The organism is Streptomyces sp. NPDC033174 (assembly GCF_055577795.1).
Genome location: NZ_JBVIPQ010000009.1, coordinates 260,647 through 280,340, shown reverse-complemented (window position 1 = coordinate 280,340; position 19,694 = coordinate 260,647). Strand labels below are relative to the sequence as shown.

Below are 19,694 nucleotides of genomic sequence, written 5' to 3'. Positions count from 1 at the left end.
GGAGGGGCTCAGCGGGGACGGGTCTCCCCGTCATTAGTGCGCACGTTCGGATTCTAGGGCTCTGGTCGGCCGAGCAGCTTCCCCACTGGTGGTGAGGAGGTCGGCCAACCGCTGTGCGGCGTCCGTGGGGTGAGCGGTGTGGAGGAGTTCCGTACGGTGCAGTAGTCGGGGTTCCTCGACCGGGATCGCCGTGACGCCGGAGAGCGTGGCGGCCACAGGCAGGGGAAGCGCCGCGAGCCCGTGGCCGGCGGCGGCAAGGACGGCCAAGCCGTGCAGGTCGGTGCCGCGGTGGCGGATCCGGGGACGGAATCCGTCGGTGCGGCAGACGGCGCGCAGCCGGTCGAGGGGAATGGCGGTGTCGGGGGCGTCGATCCACTGAGCCTGCGCCAGATCGGTCAGCCGCACCGCGGGGCGCCGTGCCAGGGGATGGCCCTCGGGGAAGAGGACGGCCAGGGGCTGTTCGGCTGCCGCGAGCGTGGTCATGGGACCCAGGTCCGGCAGCGGCAGCGGGTCGCTGGGTGCGGCAACGCCGTCGACGAGGCCCAGGTCGGCGCGATTGGTGAGCACGTCCTCGAGCACCGCTTCTCGCCCCAAGACCCGTACTTCGAGATCCAAGGGGCGGGTGACTGTCCGCAGTTGGGCGAGGCTGTGTGCGAGGGCCGGGGTGAGGGCGGCGGGCGAACAGGCGAGGGTCAGCTGGGTGGGATTGGCGTGGTGCAGGCCGGCGATGTCGGCGCGGGCGGCGTCCAGGCGCAGCAGCAGGGCGGGGGCGTGCTCCATCAACCGTGTACCGGCCGGAGTGGGGGCGACGGGCCGCCGTTCAACCAGTCGGCTGCCCAGGTCGGCTTCGAGCGCGGCGATGTGCTGGGAGACGGCGGACTGGGTGTAGCCCAGGGCCGAGGCGGCGTGGGAGAAGGAACGGTGTTCGAGGACGGCGACGAAGGTGCGCAGCAGATGCGTATCCATGTGCATCAGTGTTGCTTATGTGGAGTGCAGCAATCATCGTTGGACGCGATGTGGGGCGGTCGGCAGGATGGCGGCATGAACCACACGGCACGCATCGCACTGGTCGGGGACCGCTCCGACTCCGTCCGCTCCCACGCTCGTATTCCAGGCCTGCTGGAAGCCCTTCGCGTTCGGGACGGTCTGGATCTGGACGCGTACTGGATCGCCACGGAGGACGCCGATCAGGGCATGGACGGCTTCGACGCCGTCTGGGTTCTGCCCGGCAGCCCCTACCGCAGTGAGACCGGGGCCCTCGCCGCGATCCGCGCGGCACGCGAGAGCGGCATCCCCTTCCTGGGCACCTGCGGAGGCTTCCAGCACGCCCTGCTCGAATTCGCGCGCAACGTCTGCGGCCTGGATCGCGCCGCCCACGCCGAGAACACCCCGGACGTCGCCGACGAGGACGCCGTGATCGTCCCGCTGGCCTGCTCGCTCGTCGGCCACGAGGGCGTCATCCGGATAACCCCCGGCTCCCAGGCCGCCGGCCTGATCGGCGCCGACCGCGCGCAGGCGCGCTACCACTGCAACTACGCGACGAACCCCGCTTACCTGGACGCCCTCAGCGCACACGGCCTGACCTTCACCGGCACCGACGAATCCGGTGACGTCCGCATCGCCGAACTGCCCTCCCACCCCTTCTTCCTGGCCACCCTCTTCCAGCCAGAACTGGACGGTGACGGCACCCGGCCGCACCCGCTGATCACCGGCCTGGCCGCCGCCGCCGTCGACCACGCCCGCACCCGATGAGCCCGGGCACCACGCGGGCCTGGGTCAGCTCCCTGCTCCGCGCTTGGCTGCGCGCGTGCACGGTGCCCGATGCCCACGCGACGAGCCCGCTCGCCCCGACCACGGAGGCCGCACTCACCGCCGCGCGCGTCGACCACGACCCACACCGATGGCCTGCCGAATCTGCTTGAGCCTCCCCGGCTCCTGTAACCGTCGACAGCGGAAGCTGACGCAGCCCGAGAAGGTGCGGCGGACGCGCTGCGCCTCCGGGTCGATCGTTGCCACGGTCTGACTGATGGAGACTATGCAGTTCTCGACTCCTGGCTGAGGCAGTTGCCTCGGCAGTAGGCGGGCGCGGCGATGTCAGGTCACGCCAAGTCAGGCCAGGTCACGCCAGGCCAGGTCAGGTCAGGTCAGGTCATGAGGACACCGGATTCGTGGCGAGGGCGTAGGCCCGATTCGTTTGATCACTTCCGTCGGCCGGGGGTTGTCGTTGATGATGTCCGCGTGACCAACCGCATCAGCGCTCTGATCTCGGCCTTCGGCGTCCTTGTCGGCGTATTGCTGGTCGCCGTTGCCGTTCGTGACTACCGCTTCGGGGCATCGATCCTCTGGATCGGGACGGCAGTTGTGATCCTTCTCAGCGCCTTGTACGCGCTCGTGCGGGACGTGCGGCGGCTCCGCACCGAGCCGACGGTCTGACGGGCGGCGCCGGCTCCGCTCCGACACTCGCACCCTTCGGCTTCGTCACCCCGCCCACCGGCCTGACAGGAACGTGAGGGCGAAGACGGTTGTCAGGGGTACGACGAGACAGAGGTAGAGAGTCTTGACCCGCGGCCGGCGCAGGCTCCACGCGGCCAGGGCGATCCAAAGGGGCCACCACAGCAGGGTCGCGCGGGGGATCGACATGTACCAGTACGAGGTGCCCAGGGCCCACAGGTTGAGGCCGGTGTAGACGGCCTCGGCCCAGCGGCGTTTCAGGAGCAGCAGTACGAGCACGGAGAGCCCGACGAGCATCGCGAGGAGTTCGGCCTGGAACATGAAGGCGTACGGCGTGGTCTGTGCATGGGTGAAGGCGGCGTGCCAGGTGTTGGCCCAGGCTTCCCATGGAGTGTGGAAGGTGCGGTACCAGCCCCGTTCCTGCGCATGTTTCCAGGCCATCCAGTCGCCGGTGTGCGCCTGCAGGTACCAGGTGTAGAGGGCCGCGGGCAGCGCGGGCAGGGCCAGCCAGGGCAGTCGGCGCCAGTGGTGGCGGTTGCGGGCCGTGAGGGCGAAGTGCACGGCTATGGCGGCGGCGAGGAAGAGGCCGCTGATGCGTACGGTCGTGGCCAGGGCGGTCAGAGTGGCGGCGAGGGGCCAGTGGTGCCGCTGGGCGGCAAGCCAGGCCGGCAGGGCGAGTGCGAGGAAGAGCGCCTCGCTGTAGCCGGCCGCCAGGAAGATCGCGCACGGTGAGAGCAGCAGGAAGAGAACTGCGCGCCGGCCGGTGTCCGTACCGGGCAGGTGCAGCCGGGCGATCCGCGCCAGCGCCACGACGGCGACGGCCCCCGCGACGAAGGAGATCAGCAGGCCGGCCGCGGTCCAGTCGGGGATGACGGTGTGGACGGCCCGCAGCAGAAGCGGGAAGCCGGGGAAGAAGGCTTCGCGGTTGTCCCAGCCCCTCAGCCAGGGGCCTGCCTCGCCGGGGAAGTACCCGTCGCGCGCCACATGCAGGAAGTGGGTCCAGTCCCACTGCTGAAAGGGTGCGAGGACAGAGCCGGGAGCTCGGGTTTCGGCGTCGGCGGGAAACAGCCACCGGGTGCAGTAGGCGGTGGTCCAGACGCCTATTCGGGTCATTAGGTACAGCCACAGTGCTTCACGGTCTGCGGTGCTCAACCGGTTCGCCAAGGCGCCCCACAGGGGTGCCCTCGCACTCTGCGGGCCGGGTCCGGACGGTGCCCGGCTGAGAGGCGACAACTGGTCCTGGTGGACGAAGAACTGCGTGGACACAGTCTCCTTCTCACTCGCCCGTGGTGACAAAATAGGCATATCGGACTCTCTTGGTTGTGTGGAGGCGCGCGGGACCGCCCGACGGCGGCCCGCCGGGTCACGAGGCGAAACAGATCAGGGTGCTGAGGTGCCGACCCCATGGTCGGGAGGCTGCGACGAAGTGGCGGACGAGCTGCCTGTGGTGTCCGTTGTGGCCGGGCTGGTGGTGGTTCCCGTCGCACCGGGGCTGGAGTAGGTGCCGGTCGACGGTGGCCGGGTGGTGGACGCGGGCGACGGTTCGCGCGAGGACGACGGGCTGGTGGCCGGGAGGACGGGAGCGGGCTTGCCCGGCAGGAGTGTCGCCGTGGCCGCACCGCCCCCGGCGACGATCAGGCACGCGGCCGCCGTGAGCGCGACGACATGGCGCCGGTGCGCCCGCTTGCCGCGTTCGGCGATCTGCGCGATCGGGGCCGTACGCGCACGGGACTGCCCGGCGTCGGCCGCTTGCCGGAACAAGTGCCGGAGCGGGTCATGGGGCTCAGGCATCAGGGGCCTCCTCAATGCGCCAGTCCTGCAAGCTGTGGGCGAGCGCGGCGCGTCCGCGGACCAGGTGCGTCTTGACGGTGCTGGCGGACAGACCCGTCTCGCCGGCGATCTGCTCGACGGTGAGGTCGCACAGGTAGTGCAGGGTCATCGTGCGGCGCTGCTGCGCCGGCAGCTCGCGCAGCGCGTCGACCAGCACCACCTGATCCGGACCTGGGCCCTCGACATGAGGTGAGGGGCCACCGCGCCTCCAGGCGTCGGTCGTACGCCGACGGAAACGCCATCGGCTCACCGCGAGACGCCAGGCGACCGTACGGATCCACGCCTCGGGCCGGCCGTCACGGTCGAGCTGCCGGCGCCGGCTCCACCCCTTGACGAACGCCTCCTGCACGACGTCCTGAGCCTCGTGCAGATCGCCGAGCATCACGTACAACTGCCCCGTGAGACGTGCCGCCGCCTGGGCGTAGAACTCTTCGAACTCCTCGACGGTCAACAGCCACTCCCGGATCTTTTCGCTTCACCGGGCATACGCTCGGCGCGGCCCATCCGGTCGACACCGAACACGAAGAAACACAGTGACGCTCGTCACGCACCCGAAAACACACCGGACGCGCCTTGCCGCCGACGGCCCCAGCCTTGCGGCCCAACCCTGCCCGCTCAGAACGTCACGCGGCCGCGGACGCGGCAAGGCACCCCATGGATCGCCGATGGCAGCGCCTTTGCCGAGACGTCCCGTACCCGGTGTTGCCCGAAGGCGGCACCGGGGTACGACTCAGGCCTGGCTCGTCCAGCGCTGTGAGGCCTCCCCGGTGCACGATTGCGTCACCAGGCCGCTGCTCATGCCCAGGTCGAGACAGCCGCCGCCGTAGCTGCTCCGGAGGCTGCCGCCCGACGCCGTACGCCACAGCCGGCCGGCGTCCTGGGCGCAGTCCCCCACGAAGACGGCCTGGCCGAGGCCGTTGGAGTACAGGCACTGGCCGGTCTGCTGGTTGACGAGCTTGAAGCTGCCGTCCGACCGGCTCCGGACGGTCCACCGGGCGGTCGAGTCCGAGCAGCTGCCGGAGTCCGAGGCGCCGTAGACCTGGGTGATGCACTTGCCGTTGTCGCCGTTGCGGTAGCGGTGGGTGCCGGAGGCCGGGGGCTTGGTGGTCGGGGACGTCCCGCCACCGGAGGTGCTGGAGCCGCCCGGGCCGCCAGAGCTGGTGGAGCCACCGGAACTGGTGGACCCGCCAGAGGCGCTGGAACCAGTGCCTCCGCCCGTTCCGTCCTGTGCCCCGGTGCCGGCGCCCCCGGAGACGGCCGCGCCCCCGGCGACCGCGCCCCCGGACCCGCCCGTTGCTGACTGCCCCTTGCCACCGTCGTTCTGCCCAGCAGCGTCCGTCGCCGGCGACTTCACCGGGGACGCGACACCCGAAGGGCTCCCGCCCCCCGTCGACGGCATCGGGCCGGTCGGCACGGAGGCCGATGGGGGCGGCGTGGTCTGCACCTGGGCCTGAGGCGTGGACGTGTACGGCAGATGCTGGATGGCGAACGTCGTACCGCCCGCGACCACGACGACGGGGACGACGGCGAGAAGGACACGGGTGCGGCGGCGGCGCCCGGGACGCTCGGGTCGCTCCGGACGGGCCTCGGCCCCGGGCTTCGGCTCCGCCTCGGTGCCCTTCTCCAGCCCCTGCTTCCGTCCCTTGCCCCGTTCCAGGTCCGGCCCCTCGTCCGGTTCCGGCGTGCCGCCCGTGAGCGGGATCGTCGGTACGTCGATCTCCTGCACATCCGCGGCGAAGGCGGCTCGCTCGGACAGGCGCTCGGTGATGGCCCCCGGCCACAGCGGCGCGGTGAACGGGCCGTACCGCGAGGCTCGTTCGAACAGTTCGGCGGCGGTGGGACGGCCTTCGGGGTCCTTGTCCAGGCAGGCCGCGACGATCTCGGCGAGGTTCGGCTCCAGCTCCTGCAGCGGCTCCAGGTCGGGTTCTTCGTGGACGATTCGGTACAGCACCCCGTGCCCCGACTCGTCGCCGAAGGGCGGCCGGCCGCACGCCGCGTACGCGAGGACCGAGCCCAGCGCGAACACATCGGTGGCGCCCGTCAACCGCCGTGAGGCCGCCGCTTGTTCGGGGGCCATGTAGGCGGGCGTGCCCACGACCATGCCCGTTCTGGTCAGCTGGCTCTGTTCGGCGGCCCGGGCGATACCGAAGTCGATGAGGGTGAGACCGTCGAGGGTCAGCATGATGTTGGACGGCTTGAGGTCCCGGTGCACCATGTCCAGTGCGTGCACCGACGCCAGGCCGGCGGCCGCCTCCCGCAGCAGCAGCCACAGCGCGTGCGCGGGCAGGGGGCCGCCGTGCAGCTCGATGGCTTCCCTCAGGGTGAGCCCGGGGACGTACGCGGTGGCGAACCACGGAGGGCGTGCGGTGCGGTCGCTGGCGAGCAGCGGGGCGGTGGCCGTCGCGGGTAGCCGGGACAGGTTGTCCAGCTCGTGCCCGAAACGGCGTACGAAGTCCTCGTCCTCACCGACGACGGAGGACAGCAGTTGCTTGACGGCGACGTACCGGCCCTCTTGGACCCCGAGGTACACCCGCCCCATACCGCCGGCCCCCAGTCGCCCCGCCAGCGGAATCGACCCGATCCGCCGCGGATCCTCCGCCTCCAGCGGTTCGGCTCCGCTCCCCCTCAGCTCCAACACGTCAGCCCCGTCAGAATCGGAATCAGTTCCTAGAAATCTACTCTAGAACGAGCGAGTGAACCCAGGAGCCCGAAACGACAACGCGTCGAGGTGGAAGGGAACTTGCGCCTCCCAGCGGCGTCACATGTCAATGCCGCTGACGCCCCGGTTCGCTGCGGATGAGCGCTGGGAGCTTGCCATGTCAGTCTCTTCCCTACGGGGCGCCGTCGGTGTGTCAGGAGGCGTACCTCGTCACATCGCCGGTGGCCGGCTTATCACCGCTCCGGATGCGGCGCGCGTCGGCGCTGGGCTGCGCATGGAGCGACCACCGGGGGGCGTGGGTATCGCCCCGCCAGTGGGCTCGGAGTGCACCGGCGGGGCGCGTCGCGTCAGCCGATCGCTGTCAGCGCGGCTTCGGCCATGGCCCGTTCACCGGCCGCGTTGGGGTGGAAGGGCGCGGCGGCGCTGGTGGTGAGCGGTTCCATCCAGCGGGTTCCGGCCGGCTTGCACGCGTCGTGCCCGATGGACTTGGAATAGGTGTCGACGTAGACGGCGCCATGTGTGGCGGCCTGAGCGGCGATCACGGTGTTGAGACGCTTGTGGGTGTCACGCAGCCACGGGGCGTCGCCCTTGGCGATCGAGAAGACGGAGGGACAGTTGGTTCCGTCGTCCGGCAGGATCGCGGGGTATCCGGTCACCAGAATCCTGGCACGGGGAGCGCGCTGGTGGATGCCGTCGAGGGTGGCGGCGAGTTTGGGGGCAGTGGCGTTGATGGTGGCGGCGAGGCTGTCCGTGCCGGTCCAGGTGTAACTGCTCTTGCACGGGGAGCCGGAGGGGTTGAACGCGCCGAGGAAAACGCAGCGGGTGATGATGTCGGCGAAGCCGACGTCGTTCCCGCCGATGGTGAGCGTGACCAGGTCGGTGTCCGCGTTGAGCGCGTCGAACTGTGGGGGCGCGGAGGGGTTTTGCGCCGAGGCCATGTGGACTGTGGTGGCTCCGCCGCAGGTGACGTCCTGGTGAGCTGCGGGAGACAGCGCGGAAGTCAGCAGCGAAGGGTAGTTGACGTTGGAGCGGGCGCAGGCGGAGTTGACCTGGTCCGGCACACCGGCCGCCGAGGCGTAGGAATCTCCCAGCGCGACGTATCGGTTGAGCGCTGCATCGGAGGCCAGGGCGGGCGTCGCGCCGAGCGCGGTCGCGGCGGCCAGGGCGACTGTGGTGGTGGCGAGGGCGAGAGCGGTACGCGTGCGGCGGCTCGCAAGCGCTGATCGCATGACGGTGCCTCTCGTGGTGGGGGAGGGGAAGCCTCCTGCACGTTGACGGGACGTCAGGAGGCGTACGAGGCCGACGGCGGTGCGGGCCCGTCCGCCCCGCAGCCGGCTCCCGCGCGGGCACTGCGCGCAGTTACTGGTGGGTCTACTGGCACGTAATATGCGGTCGGCGTACTGGAGCGTCAAGGTGTCCGACGGTAATTTCCGAGGCGGGGACCACCGGATCTCGGGCGGACCAACAACCCTGCGTGGAAGGTGACTTGGCACTCCTCGTGACTGCTCCTTGAGCGCGGGAGAGCCCCTGCGGACGAGGCGATGCGCCACTCGGGCGGGGTGGTACGGAGCGGGGTGCGGCTCCCAGCCGGGTCGCCCCGGGAAGCCACCACGCGGTCGAGGAACCGTACGGCCGTGGGGTGGCCGAGTCGGCTTCGCCCGTCCCCCCGACTCGGGAGGCCGGGGCGGGCAGCGGGCCTGCCGGGCGACGAGCCCCGACCCGGGACCCGGACACGGGCGGCTGCCCGGCCTCGGCCGTGGTCCCGTCGACGATCCCGCCCCGGGCGAGACGGGCGGCGAGCCTCGACCCGCCGGCCCGGACACGGGCGGCTGCCGGAGCGCGGCCGTTACTGGCCTCGGCCGCAGCCCCGACGACGATCCCGTCGGGGCCCGCGATCCCGCCGGGCGCCGGGCGGGCGCTCCGAACCCCGAGCCGGTAGGGCACCGCCGTGGTCTCCCGCTCGCATCCGCCGCATCAGCCCGCACCAGCCGCCCCGGGCCGTCAGGCCCCGAGCCGCCGGCACCCCCCTGGGTAGGGTGGCGCGACAGCACATCATGAACCGAAAACAAGGAGCAGACGTGAGCGAGCCGGCGTCCATCGCCCTGCAGCAGGAGATCGCCCGGGAACTCGAGGTCGCCGCGACCTTCGACCCCGCGTACGAGATCGAACGCCGGGTGGCCTTCCTCGCCGAGCGGCTGACCTCCACTGGTCTGCGCTCCCTCGTGCTCGGTATCAGCGGCGGTGTCGACTCCACCACCACCGGTCGGCTGTGCCAGCTCGCCGTCGAGCGGGCCCGCGCCGCCGGGCACGAGGCGCGGTTCTACGCGATGCGGCTGCCCTACGGCGTACAGGCCGACGAGCACGACGCCCAGCTCGCGCTCTCCTTCATCCGGGCCGACGACGTGCTGACCGTGGACATCAAGCCCGCGAGCGACGCCGCCCTCGAGGCCTCGCTGGCCGCCGGCGTGAGCTTCCGCGACGCCCGTCACCAGGACTTCGTGCACGGGAACATCAAGGCCCGGCAGCGCATGATCGCGCAGTACACGGTGGCCGGCGCGCACGACGGACTGGTCGTTGGTACGGATCACGCCGCCGAGGCGGTCTCCGGCTTCTTCACCAAGTTCGGCGACGGTGCCGCCGACCTGGTCCCGCTGACCGGTCTGACCAAGCGCCGGGTGCGCGCCGTCGCGGACGCGCTGGGCGCGCCCGCCGAGCTGGTGTGGAAGACCCCGACGGCCGACCTGGAGACCCTCGACCCGGGCAAGGCCGACGAGGACGCGCTCGGGGTCACCTATGACGACATCGACGACTTCCTGGAGGGCAAGCCGGTGGAGGAGCGGGCCTTCGAGACGATCGTCAGCCGCTACCGCCTCACCGACCACAAGCGCCGGCTGCCCATCGCCCCCTGAGGACTCGCGCGGCAGGACGGCGGACACGGCGACTGGCCTGTCCGCTGGCAGGCCTGCACGAGCGCCACGGCGTCGGGCCCGCCGATGGCGTCGAGGGCCGCGCCCTGCCCGTTTCGCAGGCTCACCCAGGCCGGTGGGAGAGAGTGGCGGCGGGAGGCGTTCCAAGGGACGGGTGGCGCGGATGCGCGGACGAACGGGTCGCGCGGATGCGCGGACGAAGACCGTCACGCCCGTCATGCCCTACGCGGGAATGTTCTCCGTGGGCCCCGCCGACAGCCCTCCCGCGGCCAGCTCCCGTTCCGTCAAGGGGGGACCTTGCAGGGCGGGGGCCTTGGCCCCCACCGCCGCAGCGAGGAGGATCCCGGGACGGAACAGGCGAGTGGGGGCCGTCTCCATCGTCATGACGTCCAGAACCGAGAGCATGACCCGTCGGTTGCCGGCGCCCACGGTGACGACGCGATCGAGATAGCGGGCCATGGCCCGCTCCATGAGAGTAGGCGGCTCGTCGGCCGCGCCCGGGTAGAAGATGTCCTGGCCCGTCGCCAGGTTCCAGGCGTCACCGACGGGCCCGGCGACCGCGCGCTGGACGCGCCGGGCCGTGCCGGCCCCCCGCACTCCGACGTCGCGAAGTACGCCCCCCATGGCCAGGACGGACTTGGCCGCGACGGGCAGGCCGTGACCGTAGACCGGGTTGTACGTGGCGACGGCGTCGCCGAGGACCGCGAAGCCCTCGGGCCAGCGCTGCGCCTTCTCGAAGAACCGCCGGCGGTTGGCCGTGCTGTGGCTCACGGCCACGTCGGTCAGCGGTTCGGCCTCCGCGACGAGGTCGCCGATGATGGGGTGGCGCAGCCCACGGGCGAACGGTATGAACGCGTCGGCGGTCGCGGTCGGCCGGCCGCCGCGGGTCCCGGACAGCGTCACCAGCCATCGGCCGCCTTCGATCGGGACGAGAATGCCGCCCTGGCCGGGTCGCCCGGACCGGGGGTCCGCCTGGACGTTGACGACAGGGAACTCGCGGGCCGCGGCGGGAGCCCGGTAGATCCGGGTGGCGTAGCCGACGCCGGAATCCACCGAGCGCTCCTCGACGGCGGGCAGGCCGAGGGCCTCCAGCCAGGCCGGAGCACGGGACGCGCGGCCGGTCGCGTCAATGACGAGATCTGCGGGGATGATCTCCTCGGTCTGCCGGACGCGGGCGCGGACACCGACGACCCGACCCGCGGTCCCTTCGAGCGCGAGGACGGTGGCCCGCTGGCGGATGGTGACGCAGGGCAGCCGCCGCACATGAGCGCGGATCCGAGCGTCCAGGAGGTCGCGGCTGCACGCGAGGATGTAGTGCCGGGGCCGCTCGTGCCGGCCGAACCACGCGCCGGGGGGACTGAGGGACACCAGGTCCGTCATGACGGGGATCCGGCCGGCGCCCGCGCCGACGAGGTCGTCGGATATGCCGGGCAGGATACGGGTCATGGCCTTGACGCCGCCCGACCAGATGACGTGCGCGTGACGGGCCTGGGGGAGGCCCTTGCGCGGCTCCGCGCCCTCGGGGAGCTCGTCGTGTTCGAGGACTGTGACGTCGGCGAAGGCGGACGCGGCGGCCGCGGCGAGCATGCCGGTCGTACTTCCACCGAGGACGACCACCGCCGGCCGCCGAATGGCCGGCCGTCTTTCACTCATGGGTTGTCACACGCTCTCTCTTGTGGCCGCGCGCTGCAGGATCGTTTCCACGGCGGCGGGCCTGCGCAGGGCTCGCGAGATGGGTTCCAGGGCGCGGTAGTCCTCGCCGAGGGAGGCGGATGCGCCGTGGTCCTCGGGTTCGCTCCCGGAACAGAAGGCTCTGATCGCTCCGGTCACCGCCGCGGCGGACGCGACGACGGCTGCTCGTTCCTCGGTGTGGCCTGCCTTGACGGCCTCGTCGTAAGCTCTGGCGCGCAGGTCAGCGTCGAGGAATCCGGCCAGTTTCAGCAGTCCGTCGTTGATGTCGGACTCCCGCCGCATCAGGCGCACCCCCGTCGGTGCCCAGGGGCCCAGACGTACGGCTGCCGCCGATGGATCGATGGCGCGCATCAGGCGCCACAACGGCCCCAGGTTCCGGTAGCTCCTGCGCTCCTGCATGTGTTCCTGCACAAACGGGCCGGCCTGCGGAATGATGAATCCGACTGCCACGAAAGCGCCGTTGAGGGCTGCCATGGGCGGTGCCACATGGGTGCTGAGCCAGTCCAGGTCATTGCCGGCCCATCGGGCGAAGTAGGCGGACAGCTTGGCGCCCTCGTACACGATGCCGATCACATAGCCGATCTGCATGGAGATCAGCCCGGCGCGGAGGTACGGCCACTTCCTGACGCGGGGGATCCATGTCCACAGCAGGAGGGCGGCCACCACGGTGGAGGTGGTGTGGGCGAGGAGGTACAGCAGGATGTGCTCGCGCATCCACGGCGTCGTGGCGTAGTAGGTGTCGAGATCACGCAGGCGTTCGACGCCGGCGTCGGCGGGGAAGAACGTCACCCACAGGCCGACGATCACCGCGCCGTACGCGACCAGTACCGCCCGTACCTTGCGGGTCCTGCCGGGGGACGGGTCCTCCCGCCAGGTGATGATCAGGCCCAGGCAGGAGGCGCAGAAGGCGGTCAGCAGGGTGTAGACGATCGGCGCGGCCACGTTGGGTTCGCCGATCAGGGCGTTGATGCGTGCGATGTTGCTCGGCGCCGCGGAGACGAACACACAGGTGGCAAGGACCAGAAGGCCCGCGACGGCACGGACGTCGGGCTCCCGTCGCCAGGCGCGGACGATGCTGGGCGCCTTGATGACGAGGGCGGCCGTCAGGGCCGCGGCGGGGATGGCGTAGGAGATGTAGTAGTCGGCGAGAGCCATGGGTTCAGTTCAGTCCGTGGTAGTCCAGGGACGTCCGCAGGCGGCCGACGACGGTGTTCTTGGTGACCGGCCCGCGGGCATGGGGGCCGGTGATCCAACTGCGGAACTGTCTGCCGACCAGGAGGCCGAAGGTCTCGGCGTCGGCCTCGTGCTCTTCGTCGAAATCGCTGCGAGCAGCCACCGCGAGCAGGGCGTCCCAGTCGACTTCCTCCAAGGAGAGCATGCGGGCGGCAACGGCGGCTCCGCCGACGCTGTGGGAGCAGTCAGCTGCGTGCTCGTGCCACAGTTCGTGGCCCAGGATGACGAGCTGGTGCTCCGGCGTGGCGCGCTCCTCGATCACGATCAGCGTGTTGGTGCCGAAATCGATCCGCAGCCCGGACGCCGTGTCAGCCGGGAACGTCCTGAACTGCAGGCGAACAGGCCGGTCTTGGCGTCGGCTCATCACCTCGCAGAGAGCCTGCATCACGGCAGAAGGCTCGGACGGGCGCTCCAGCTTCTGCCCTGCCTCATGGGCCAGTTCGGCCAGGAGTGTCTTCATGGGCCTGGTGACGCTCACTTCTCCCCCCGCCCGTTCGACCGGAGCATCGCCCCGAGCATCTGCGCGAACATCGCCTCCTGTACGGGCGTCGGTTGCAGACCCTTCTCTCGCAGCGGCTTGTTGAGACGCGAGAGCGTCTCGCGGAGAGGAGTCGCGGTCTCGCTCACCGATGGTTCTCCCTAGGTCGGGGCATGGCTCTGGTGCTTCTGTGACGGCTTGACGGTACTTGCCCGGCCTAAGTTGGACCAGGGCTGTTTCCACGATCCTCGCTGGCCGGAAAACGATCGTTGACACGGCACGGTCGCGTACCGGCGCCGCGGCGCCGCAGGTGAGACGCATCAGTGAGCGCATCGGTTGATCGACTGGTGTGAAGAGATGGCATAGGGGACATTCGGGTGGGAAATTGCCCGTATGGAAACTGGCTCGGGTCTCCATGCCGTCGTCGTGACCAGTTGCACGACAACCAAGGAGGCACTCATGACTGTTGGGAAGTTTTCCACCATGGCCTCGACGGCGGGATTCACGGTCGACCCCTATCGGTTCCCCGGCGCGGTCATCGACGATTTCACCGAACCCGCCTGTGCGTTTGAGTCCGGCGACTTCCTCCTGGCCGCCCCGGACCCCGGACAGCGCGTGTCGCTGCCACTGGAGCCGGCGGACCGCAGGCGACTGGACCTGCACGCCGCCCTGACCGCGGCCGGCATCGCACCTTTGCCAGGCGACCTCGAGGCCATCAAGGCCCTGTGCGCTCTGGACGACGCCACCCACTTGGCGCTCCGGCGGTGGATCAGCCGCGCTCTGTGAGGGTGCGGCTGCGGCGGTAGTGGCGATGGCCAGGGGCGGGAGCCGGATCCCGGCAGCGCCGGCCGCCATCTTCCGGCGCCGCACTTGAACGCGATCGCGTCCGTAGAACGCGCGGCGGGCATGGGGGAGTAGACGTTTCCCGGCTGCGTACCCCTCGGCACTGAGGCGGTGGCCGCCCCTGAAACACTGCCCCCATGCGCATCGGTTTATGGATCTTGGGGGCGGTCTACGCCGTGCTGCCGGGGGCGGCCGCCGTGTCTGTGTATCTGGACGGGCCGCCCGCCGACCTGACGCTGATTCAGATCGCCTCGTTGGTCCTCTTCGGCCCGCTCACGGCCGGCGTCCTCCTCCGTGCGGCGTACGATCCGCTGATCGGGGAGGGCTGGCGGTACATGCCCCCGGCGCTGCGCGTGCTCCTTCCCCTCGCGTATGTCGCCCTGATGGTCTTCTTTGCGTTCGTGGGGCTGGCAGTGCGCGTGGCCGTTCTCGGCACCGGGTTCGATCTTGTCGACAGCCCGCGGCAGTGGTGGGCGGAGGCGTCCGCCCCGGTTCACGAGCTGTGGGTACTGATGATCTGCCTGGCCGCCCCCGTACTGATCTGGACCCCGGTGGTCCACTACGAGGGCGCACAGCTGGTGCTGCGTGCCCTGGTGTTCCTCGCGGCGCGCAACGCGATCCAGTCGGGTGACACGGAGGCCCTCCGGCTCGTCACAGCGCCGCTGCGCAAGCCCCGGCGGCTGCCGAGCGTGACGGCGTTCAACGAGGCCGTCGTGGCCTCCCTCGACAGTCTCGTCCTGCTGAACCGCCTGGGCGAGACCGACGAACCGGAGTCCCTGGACGCCTGCCTGGCGGCGGTCCGCCGCGGGCTGGCCGGGATGCAGGCGCTCCCGGGGCGCAGTTCCCGGAAGTTCCTGTGGACGCTCCGGGACACCCTCGGCGACGCCCTCTGGGAACGGTACCTGGACACGCTCAGCTCGGCCGCGCTCGACGAGGCGATCCTCGTCCGTCGCGAGGTCGTGGCCGCCCCGCGCTGGACGAAGGGCATCGACGACCGCCCGTACCTGCTCCAGCTGAGCCAGGCGCTGGGCGCCCGGTTCGACCTGCGTGGTGACGAACGGGATCTGCGGGAGGCCGTCGACATGGCCGAACGAGCCGTGCGGTCAAGGCCGTTGGGAAGAGGCCCGAGCGCAGAGGCCCTGCAAATCCTGGGCGTGCAGCACATCCGCGGCGTGCGCGAGGGGATCGACGGCCCGGCCGCGTGGGAGGCCGCCGTCACGGCTCTCCGCGAGGGCATCGCGCTCGAAGAGGAGGCCGGCGGGCGGAGCTGCCGCTACCAGCTGGCCGCGGCCCTGCTCGAGGCGCCACGGGAGGGCAAGCGGGCCGCGGCGCTGGCCGAAGCGGAGGAACTGGCCCGGGGCCTGGCCGACGAGGCGACCCCCGGGACCAGGGCCGAGGGCGAGTACCGCAACCTCCTGGGCTTGGTCCTGCTGGAACAGGTGAACGACGGTCCCGATCCGGTCCCCGCGCTGTGGGAGGAGTGTGCCCGCGCCTGCCGCGCGGCGGCGGAGAACGCGGCCCTGCCCGCCAAGATGCGTGTACACGCGGCACGGCATTGGGGCCTGTTGGCGGCGGCAACCGCCGTCGAGATCGCCATGGGCCGGCTGACGCCGGAGGCGGCGGGCGACACCGTGGACCGGCTGTGGGCGTCCGGCGCGGACGGGCTCGCGCTCGCGGTGGAGCTCATGCCACTGGTGGCCTGGCGCGGCGTTGCCCACCACGACCAGCGCACCTTCCTCACCGAACTGGACGAGCTCGCCGTCGACGCCGCGGCCGCCGCCGTCGGAGCGGGCCGGCCCGAGCGGGCGGTCGAACTCCTCGAGCGGGGCCGGACGGTGATGTGGTCGCAGCTGCTCGACCTGCGCACGACCGAACTGTCCCGGCTGCGCGCCGAGGACCCGGAGACGTTCGCCCGGCTCGACACGATCCGGGCGGAGCTGGACGGCTCGCTCCCGGAGGGCGAGGAGGAGAGCCCGGCGGCGGCCGAGCGGCGGACCGCCCTGGCCCGCGAGTGGGAGTCACGGATCCGGCAGGCGGGACTGCTGCGCAGCCCGGACTACGCCACGCTGCGCGCGGCCGGCGCCGACGGTCCCGTCGTGATCGTGAACATCAGCGTACTGGGCTGCCACGCCCTGGTCGTACGCGCGGAGGGCCCCCCGGTCGTCGTGCCACTGGAGGGCCTGACCCACTCGGACGTCCGGGAGGCCCTGGAGCGCGCGGCCCAGGCCGACGAGCGGCTCGTCCAGGCCCACGCGACGCTGCGGACGGCCCGGGCGGACGGCCCCGCCGCCATGGACGCCGCCGGGGCCGGGGACACCGCCGCCGCGGACGCCGTCCAGGCCGCCGGTACCGATGTCGAGGCGGCCGAGGCGCTCGTCATCCGGGCCGAGATGCGCCGAACACAGGCCTCCGCGCGGATGCTCGACTGGCTGTGGAGCCACCTCGCCCGACCGGTGCTCGACGCCCTCCCCGAACTCGACTGTGCCACCGGCGAGTTGCCGCGGCTGTGGTGGTGCCCCACCGGCCTGGCGACCTATCTGCCGTTGCACGCGGCCGGGGCCCAGCGCGGTGGCGAGCGGGAGTCGGTTCCCGGGCGGGTCGTGCCCTCGTACGCGCCGACACTCACCTCCCTGCTGCATGCCCGCAGGCCCGTGACCCGCACGGACGCCCCGGGACGCCTGCTCCTGGTGACCGTGCCCGAGCCGGATCTGCCGGAGGTCGCAGCGGAGGCCGCGGTCGTCGCCCGGCATGTACCGGCGCTGCGACGACTGCACGACGAGCACGCGACCGTGGACGCCGTCACCCGGCTGCTGCCGGAGCACACGCGGTTGCACACGGTCTGCCACGGCGTAGCCCGTGAGGGGCTGCGGCTCGGCGGCGGCGAGATCCTCACCCCGCTCCAGCTGTCCCGTGTCCCGGCCGTGGACGCGGAGTTCGCGTTCCTGTCGGCCTGCGACACCGCCGTACCGGATCCGGACGTCCTGGACGAGGCGACCCACCCGGCCGCGGTGCTGCACTTCGCCGGCTTCCGGCACGTACTGGCCAGCCTGTATCCCGTACAGGACGCGAGCGCCCCGGCGGTGACCGACGCGGTGTACGGGCGTCTCGCGAGGGGCGACGGCGACCTGGACGCGGCCCGGGCGCCACGGGCCCTGCATGACGCCCTCGCCGAGCTGCGTGCCGCCCACCCGCACCAGCCCAAGATCTGGATGCCGTACATCCACGTCGGGGCCTGACCCCGTTCGTCTCAGGAAGAGGGGAAGATGACCGACCGCGCCCTGGAGAAACGCGCCCGCACTTGGCTGTGCGACCACTACAGCGAAGTCCGCGCGGACTTCGAGGAGGACGGCGCCCTCGACGAGTTCGAGGACGTCCTCGACGAGGTGAGGGAGGGCGGCAGCGCGCTGGAGGCGCTGCGGCAGCTGGGCCACGATCCGTCCCTGGTGCTCGGCGAACGGCGCAAGGACGGCGTGGGCGCTGCCGGGCTGTGGAGCGAGGAGACCCCGGTGAGCAGCGTGTTCCGGTGCCCGCGCGCCACCGGCCGCTGCACGGCCCGCCGTTCACGGGACGAGTCCGGCGCCTGGCCGATGTGCTACCTGGACCCGGACGACCCGGACGGGGTCCCCCTCAGGCCGGCGGCGCAGCCGGCGGACGGGAGCCCGGTCTGATGGACGGATTTCTCTCGGAGGTCGGCAAGAAGGTCACCGAACGCTGGTTGACCCGGATCGTGCTGCCCGGGCTGCTGTTCGTGGTCGCCTGCGCCGTGGCCCTGGCCCCCGGCCGCTCGGGAGCCGTGGACGTGGCGGCGACGATCGACTGGCTGGAGCGGCTGCGCACCGGCCGGTACGCCTCGCCTTCCGGGAAGGCGGCCGCGCTGGTGATCCTGGTCCTCGCGGTCGCGGCTTCGGCGCTGTGCGCGGACTGGCTGGCGTCGGGTGTTGGCCGGCTGTGGGCCGGACGGTCGCGCCTGCTGCGGCGGACGGTGGGGCGGCTGCGGGGCAGCGGCGGAGAGGTCCCGGACCGGGCCACGTGGATCGGGGGCCGGCTCGGCGCGGTCGAGGAGCGGATACGGATCCAGCACGGCGTCCACATGTCCTTTGTGTGGCCGCGCCTGTGGCAACTGGCTCCCGATGGCACCCGGCAGGAGGTCAACGCCGCGTGGGACCGCTACGCGGCGGCGGCCCTCCGCACGGCTTGGGCGGTCCCGTACGGGGCGCTGGCGGCGGCCGCCCTCTGGTGGCCGGCACTCGTGATCGGGGCCGGCCTCGCCCTGACGGGTGTGCGCGAGGGGCGGGCGGCCGTGACGGGCTTCGCCGTGGCCGTCGAGGCGGCCGTCGACACGGGCCTGAAGGGGCTGGCAGAGGTGCTCGGGGTGCCGCTGCGGCACGGCCGGGTGCTGCCGGCGGACGGCGCGTTGATCAACGAACTTCTCAACAAGGGGCGTTGACGTGACTAGTCCCTCGGAGGTCGGCCAGTCTCAGATCCGCGCCGGCGAACTTGGTGCCACGACACCGCGCCTTGCGCAGATTCGCCTGTCCGGTCAGAGCACCGGGCGCTGGGCGGCAGGGGCCGCGGCGTCCGGTTGTCGGACGTCGCGGCCCCCGTATGCCCCCGTCAGGCTCCGCCGTCCTCGCCTTCTTCAGGCGCGTTCGCGGGAGGGACAGGGGGCCAGGGGACCTCGGCCAGGAGGGGGAGAATGGACGCTTCCTCGTAGTCGAGGTGTGCGTTCAGCTCCGACGACATCTCCTCGAGCTCGGTGCGGAAGCGCTGCGGCTCGGCGACGCTGATGCCGGCCAGCAGGGCCACGAGCCGGCCCTGGATGTGCGCGACCGTGCGGTGTTCGTCGCTGAGTCGGTCGAAGGTGGCGCTCAGGTGGGGGTGATGGCGGACGATCCCGGGGAACATGTGCGCGTCTTCGCTGGTGTGGTGGAACTCCAGCGCCTGACAGAACGCCAGGCAGCGCTGCCGGATCTGCAGCCCGAGACTGGGGGCCGGAAGCCCACCGGGACCCTGGTGGGCCGCGCGTACGGCGAAGTGGGCGTCGACCTCCGCCCTGACCTGGCGCAGCTGGCCGCGCAGCCAGGTATGCACCTCCATGAGCTTGTCGGCGAGGGTGCGGACTTCCCGGGGACCCTCCCAGTCGTCGGGGTCGGCTCGCTCCAGCACCACGACGGGCAGCGGGCGGGACGTTCGGGCCTGGTAGTCGCCGTATCCGGGAACCTCCCGCACGACATGCGCGAACAGTGCGTCGCGCCGGGCTCCCTCAGCGGGGACCGCGAGGGCCTCGAAGGTCTCGGTGCCGATCTCCACCCGCACGACGGGGTGGGCCAGGACGTTGTGGTACCAGGCGGGATGCCTCGGGCCACCGAGGTTGGACCCGATGAGCAGGAGTGAATCGCTGTGACGGACGTATCCGAGCGGAGTGGTCCGCTCGGCCCCGGACTTCGCGCCGGTGGTCGTCAGGAGGAGAAGATTCTCGCCTTCGAACGGGCCACCGACCTTTCCTTCGTTGGCGCGGAATTCCTCGATGACCGATTCGTTGAAAGACGTGGGCATGCGTGTGTGTTCTCCGGAAGCTGCG

The 19,694-nt window shown here is 71.5% G+C and carries 19 protein-coding genes; 7 read left to right on the top strand and 12 right to left on the bottom strand.

Annotated features, from left to right (window positions below; all coding sequences use genetic code 11):
* Nucleotides 1–33: 33 nt before the first annotated feature.
* Nucleotides 34–966 (bottom strand): LysR family transcriptional regulator, encoded by a 933-nt coding sequence (locus ACZ5VC_RS27430; protein WP_469122668.1) that lies wholly within the window; start codon nt 964–966, stop codon nt 34–36.
* Between the two features lie 75 nt (nt 967–1,041).
* On the opposite strand from ACZ5VC_RS27430, the gene ACZ5VC_RS27425 reads away from it, so the two are divergent.
* Entirely contained in the window at nt 1,042–1,752 is a 711-nt protein-coding gene (locus tag ACZ5VC_RS27425; RefSeq protein WP_469122667.1) for a CTP synthase C-terminal region-related (seleno)protein, read from the top strand.
* A gap of 486 nt (nt 1,753–2,238) precedes the next feature.
* Nucleotides 2,239–2,433, top strand: coding sequence for a hypothetical protein (locus tag ACZ5VC_RS27420; RefSeq protein WP_469122666.1), 195 nt, complete (start codon nt 2,239–2,241; stop codon nt 2,431–2,433).
* Between the two features lie 45 nt (nt 2,434–2,478).
* On the opposite strand, the gene ACZ5VC_RS27415 is transcribed toward ACZ5VC_RS27420, so the two are convergent.
* From ACZ5VC_RS27415 to ACZ5VC_RS27395, 5 genes are all read right to left on the bottom strand, one after another.
* Nucleotides 2,479–3,756: a mannosyltransferase family protein gene (locus ACZ5VC_RS27415; protein WP_469122665.1), complete on the bottom strand. Its 1,278-nt coding sequence runs from the start codon at nt 3,754–3,756 to the stop codon at nt 2,479–2,481.
* A 75-nt stretch (nt 3,757–3,831) separates the two neighbouring features.
* Nucleotides 3,832–4,242: a hypothetical protein gene (locus ACZ5VC_RS27410; RefSeq protein ID WP_469122664.1), complete on the bottom strand. Its 411-nt coding sequence runs from the start codon at nt 4,240–4,242 to the stop codon at nt 3,832–3,834.
* Nucleotides 4,235–4,732, bottom strand: coding sequence for a SigE family RNA polymerase sigma factor (locus ACZ5VC_RS27405; protein ID WP_468712169.1), 498 nt, complete (start codon nt 4,730–4,732; stop codon nt 4,235–4,237). The genes ACZ5VC_RS27410 and ACZ5VC_RS27405 overlap by 8 nt, the downstream gene beginning before the upstream one ends.
* 279 nt (nt 4,733–5,011) lie before the next feature.
* The gene (locus ACZ5VC_RS27400) at nt 5,012–6,919 is read right to left on the bottom strand and encodes a serine/threonine-protein kinase (protein ID WP_469122663.1); all 1,908 of its coding nucleotides are present in this window, start codon (nt 6,917–6,919) and stop codon (nt 5,012–5,014) included.
* A 368-nt stretch (nt 6,920–7,287) separates the two neighbouring features.
* Nucleotides 7,288–8,169, bottom strand: a complete 882-nt coding sequence (locus tag ACZ5VC_RS27395; RefSeq protein ID WP_469122662.1) for an SGNH/GDSL hydrolase family protein — start codon at nt 8,167–8,169, stop codon at nt 7,288–7,290.
* Between the two features lie 849 nt (nt 8,170–9,018).
* On the opposite strand from ACZ5VC_RS27395, the gene nadE reads away from it, so the two are divergent.
* Entirely contained in the window at nt 9,019–9,849 is an 831-nt protein-coding gene (nadE, locus tag ACZ5VC_RS27390) for an ammonia-dependent NAD(+) synthetase (protein ID WP_469122661.1), read from the top strand.
* A 240-nt stretch (nt 9,850–10,089) separates the two neighbouring features.
* Here nadE and ACZ5VC_RS27385 read toward each other — a convergent pair whose 3' ends face one another.
* From ACZ5VC_RS27385 to ACZ5VC_RS27370, 4 genes are read right to left on the bottom strand one after another with little or no spacing between them, the layout of a single operon-like run.
* Nucleotides 10,090–11,520 carry an NAD(P)/FAD-dependent oxidoreductase gene (locus ACZ5VC_RS27385; RefSeq protein WP_469122660.1) on the bottom strand — a complete coding sequence of 477 codons (1,431 nt, stop codon included), beginning with the start codon at nt 11,518–11,520 and terminating at the stop codon, nt 10,090–10,092.
* 6 nt (nt 11,521–11,526) lie between these two features.
* A complete protein-coding gene (locus ACZ5VC_RS27380; RefSeq protein ID WP_469122659.1) occupies nt 11,527–12,714 on the bottom strand; it encodes an MAB_1171c family putative transporter in 1,188 nt (395 codons plus the stop codon).
* 4 nt (nt 12,715–12,718) lie between these two features.
* Nucleotides 12,719–13,252, bottom strand: coding sequence for a hypothetical protein (locus ACZ5VC_RS27375; RefSeq protein ID WP_469122658.1), 534 nt, complete (start codon nt 13,250–13,252; stop codon nt 12,719–12,721).
* A 14-nt stretch (nt 13,253–13,266) separates the two neighbouring features.
* Nucleotides 13,267–13,419 (bottom strand): hypothetical protein, encoded by a 153-nt coding sequence (locus ACZ5VC_RS27370; RefSeq protein WP_469122657.1) that lies wholly within the window; start codon nt 13,417–13,419, stop codon nt 13,267–13,269.
* Nucleotides 13,420–13,729: 310 nt separating this feature from the next.
* Here ACZ5VC_RS27370 and ACZ5VC_RS27365 point away from each other — a divergent pair, with 310 nt between their 5' ends.
* The 4 genes from ACZ5VC_RS27365 (at nt 13,730) to ACZ5VC_RS27350 (ending at nt 18,560) form a co-directional block, all read left to right on the top strand.
* Nucleotides 13,730–14,056 (top strand): hypothetical protein, encoded by a 327-nt coding sequence (locus ACZ5VC_RS27365; protein ID WP_469122656.1) that lies wholly within the window; start codon nt 13,730–13,732, stop codon nt 14,054–14,056.
* A gap of 194 nt (nt 14,057–14,250) precedes the next feature.
* Complete coding sequence (locus ACZ5VC_RS27360; RefSeq protein WP_469122655.1) at nt 14,251–17,349, top strand: CHAT domain-containing protein; 3,099 nt, start codon at nt 14,251–14,253, stop codon at nt 17,347–17,349.
* A gap of 27 nt (nt 17,350–17,376) precedes the next feature.
* Nucleotides 17,377–17,781, top strand: a complete 405-nt coding sequence (locus tag ACZ5VC_RS27355; protein WP_469122654.1) for a hypothetical protein — start codon at nt 17,377–17,379, stop codon at nt 17,779–17,781.
* The gene (locus ACZ5VC_RS27350) at nt 17,781–18,560 is read left to right on the top strand and encodes a hypothetical protein (RefSeq protein ID WP_469122653.1); all 780 of its coding nucleotides are present in this window, start codon (nt 17,781–17,783) and stop codon (nt 18,558–18,560) included. The genes ACZ5VC_RS27355 and ACZ5VC_RS27350 overlap by 1 nt, the downstream gene beginning before the upstream one ends.
* Here ACZ5VC_RS27350 and ACZ5VC_RS27345 read toward each other — a convergent pair.
* Nucleotides 18,544–18,639, bottom strand: coding sequence for a pentapeptide repeat-containing protein (locus ACZ5VC_RS27345; protein ID WP_469122728.1), 96 nt, complete (start codon nt 18,637–18,639; stop codon nt 18,544–18,546). The genes ACZ5VC_RS27350 and ACZ5VC_RS27345 overlap by 17 nt on opposite strands.
* A gap of 88 nt (nt 18,640–18,727) precedes the next feature.
* Nucleotides 18,728–19,669 carry a nitroreductase/quinone reductase family protein gene (locus tag ACZ5VC_RS27340; RefSeq protein WP_469122652.1) on the bottom strand — a complete coding sequence of 314 codons (942 nt, stop codon included), beginning with the start codon at nt 19,667–19,669 and terminating at the stop codon, nt 18,728–18,730.
* Nucleotides 19,670–19,694: the final 25 nt, after the last annotated feature.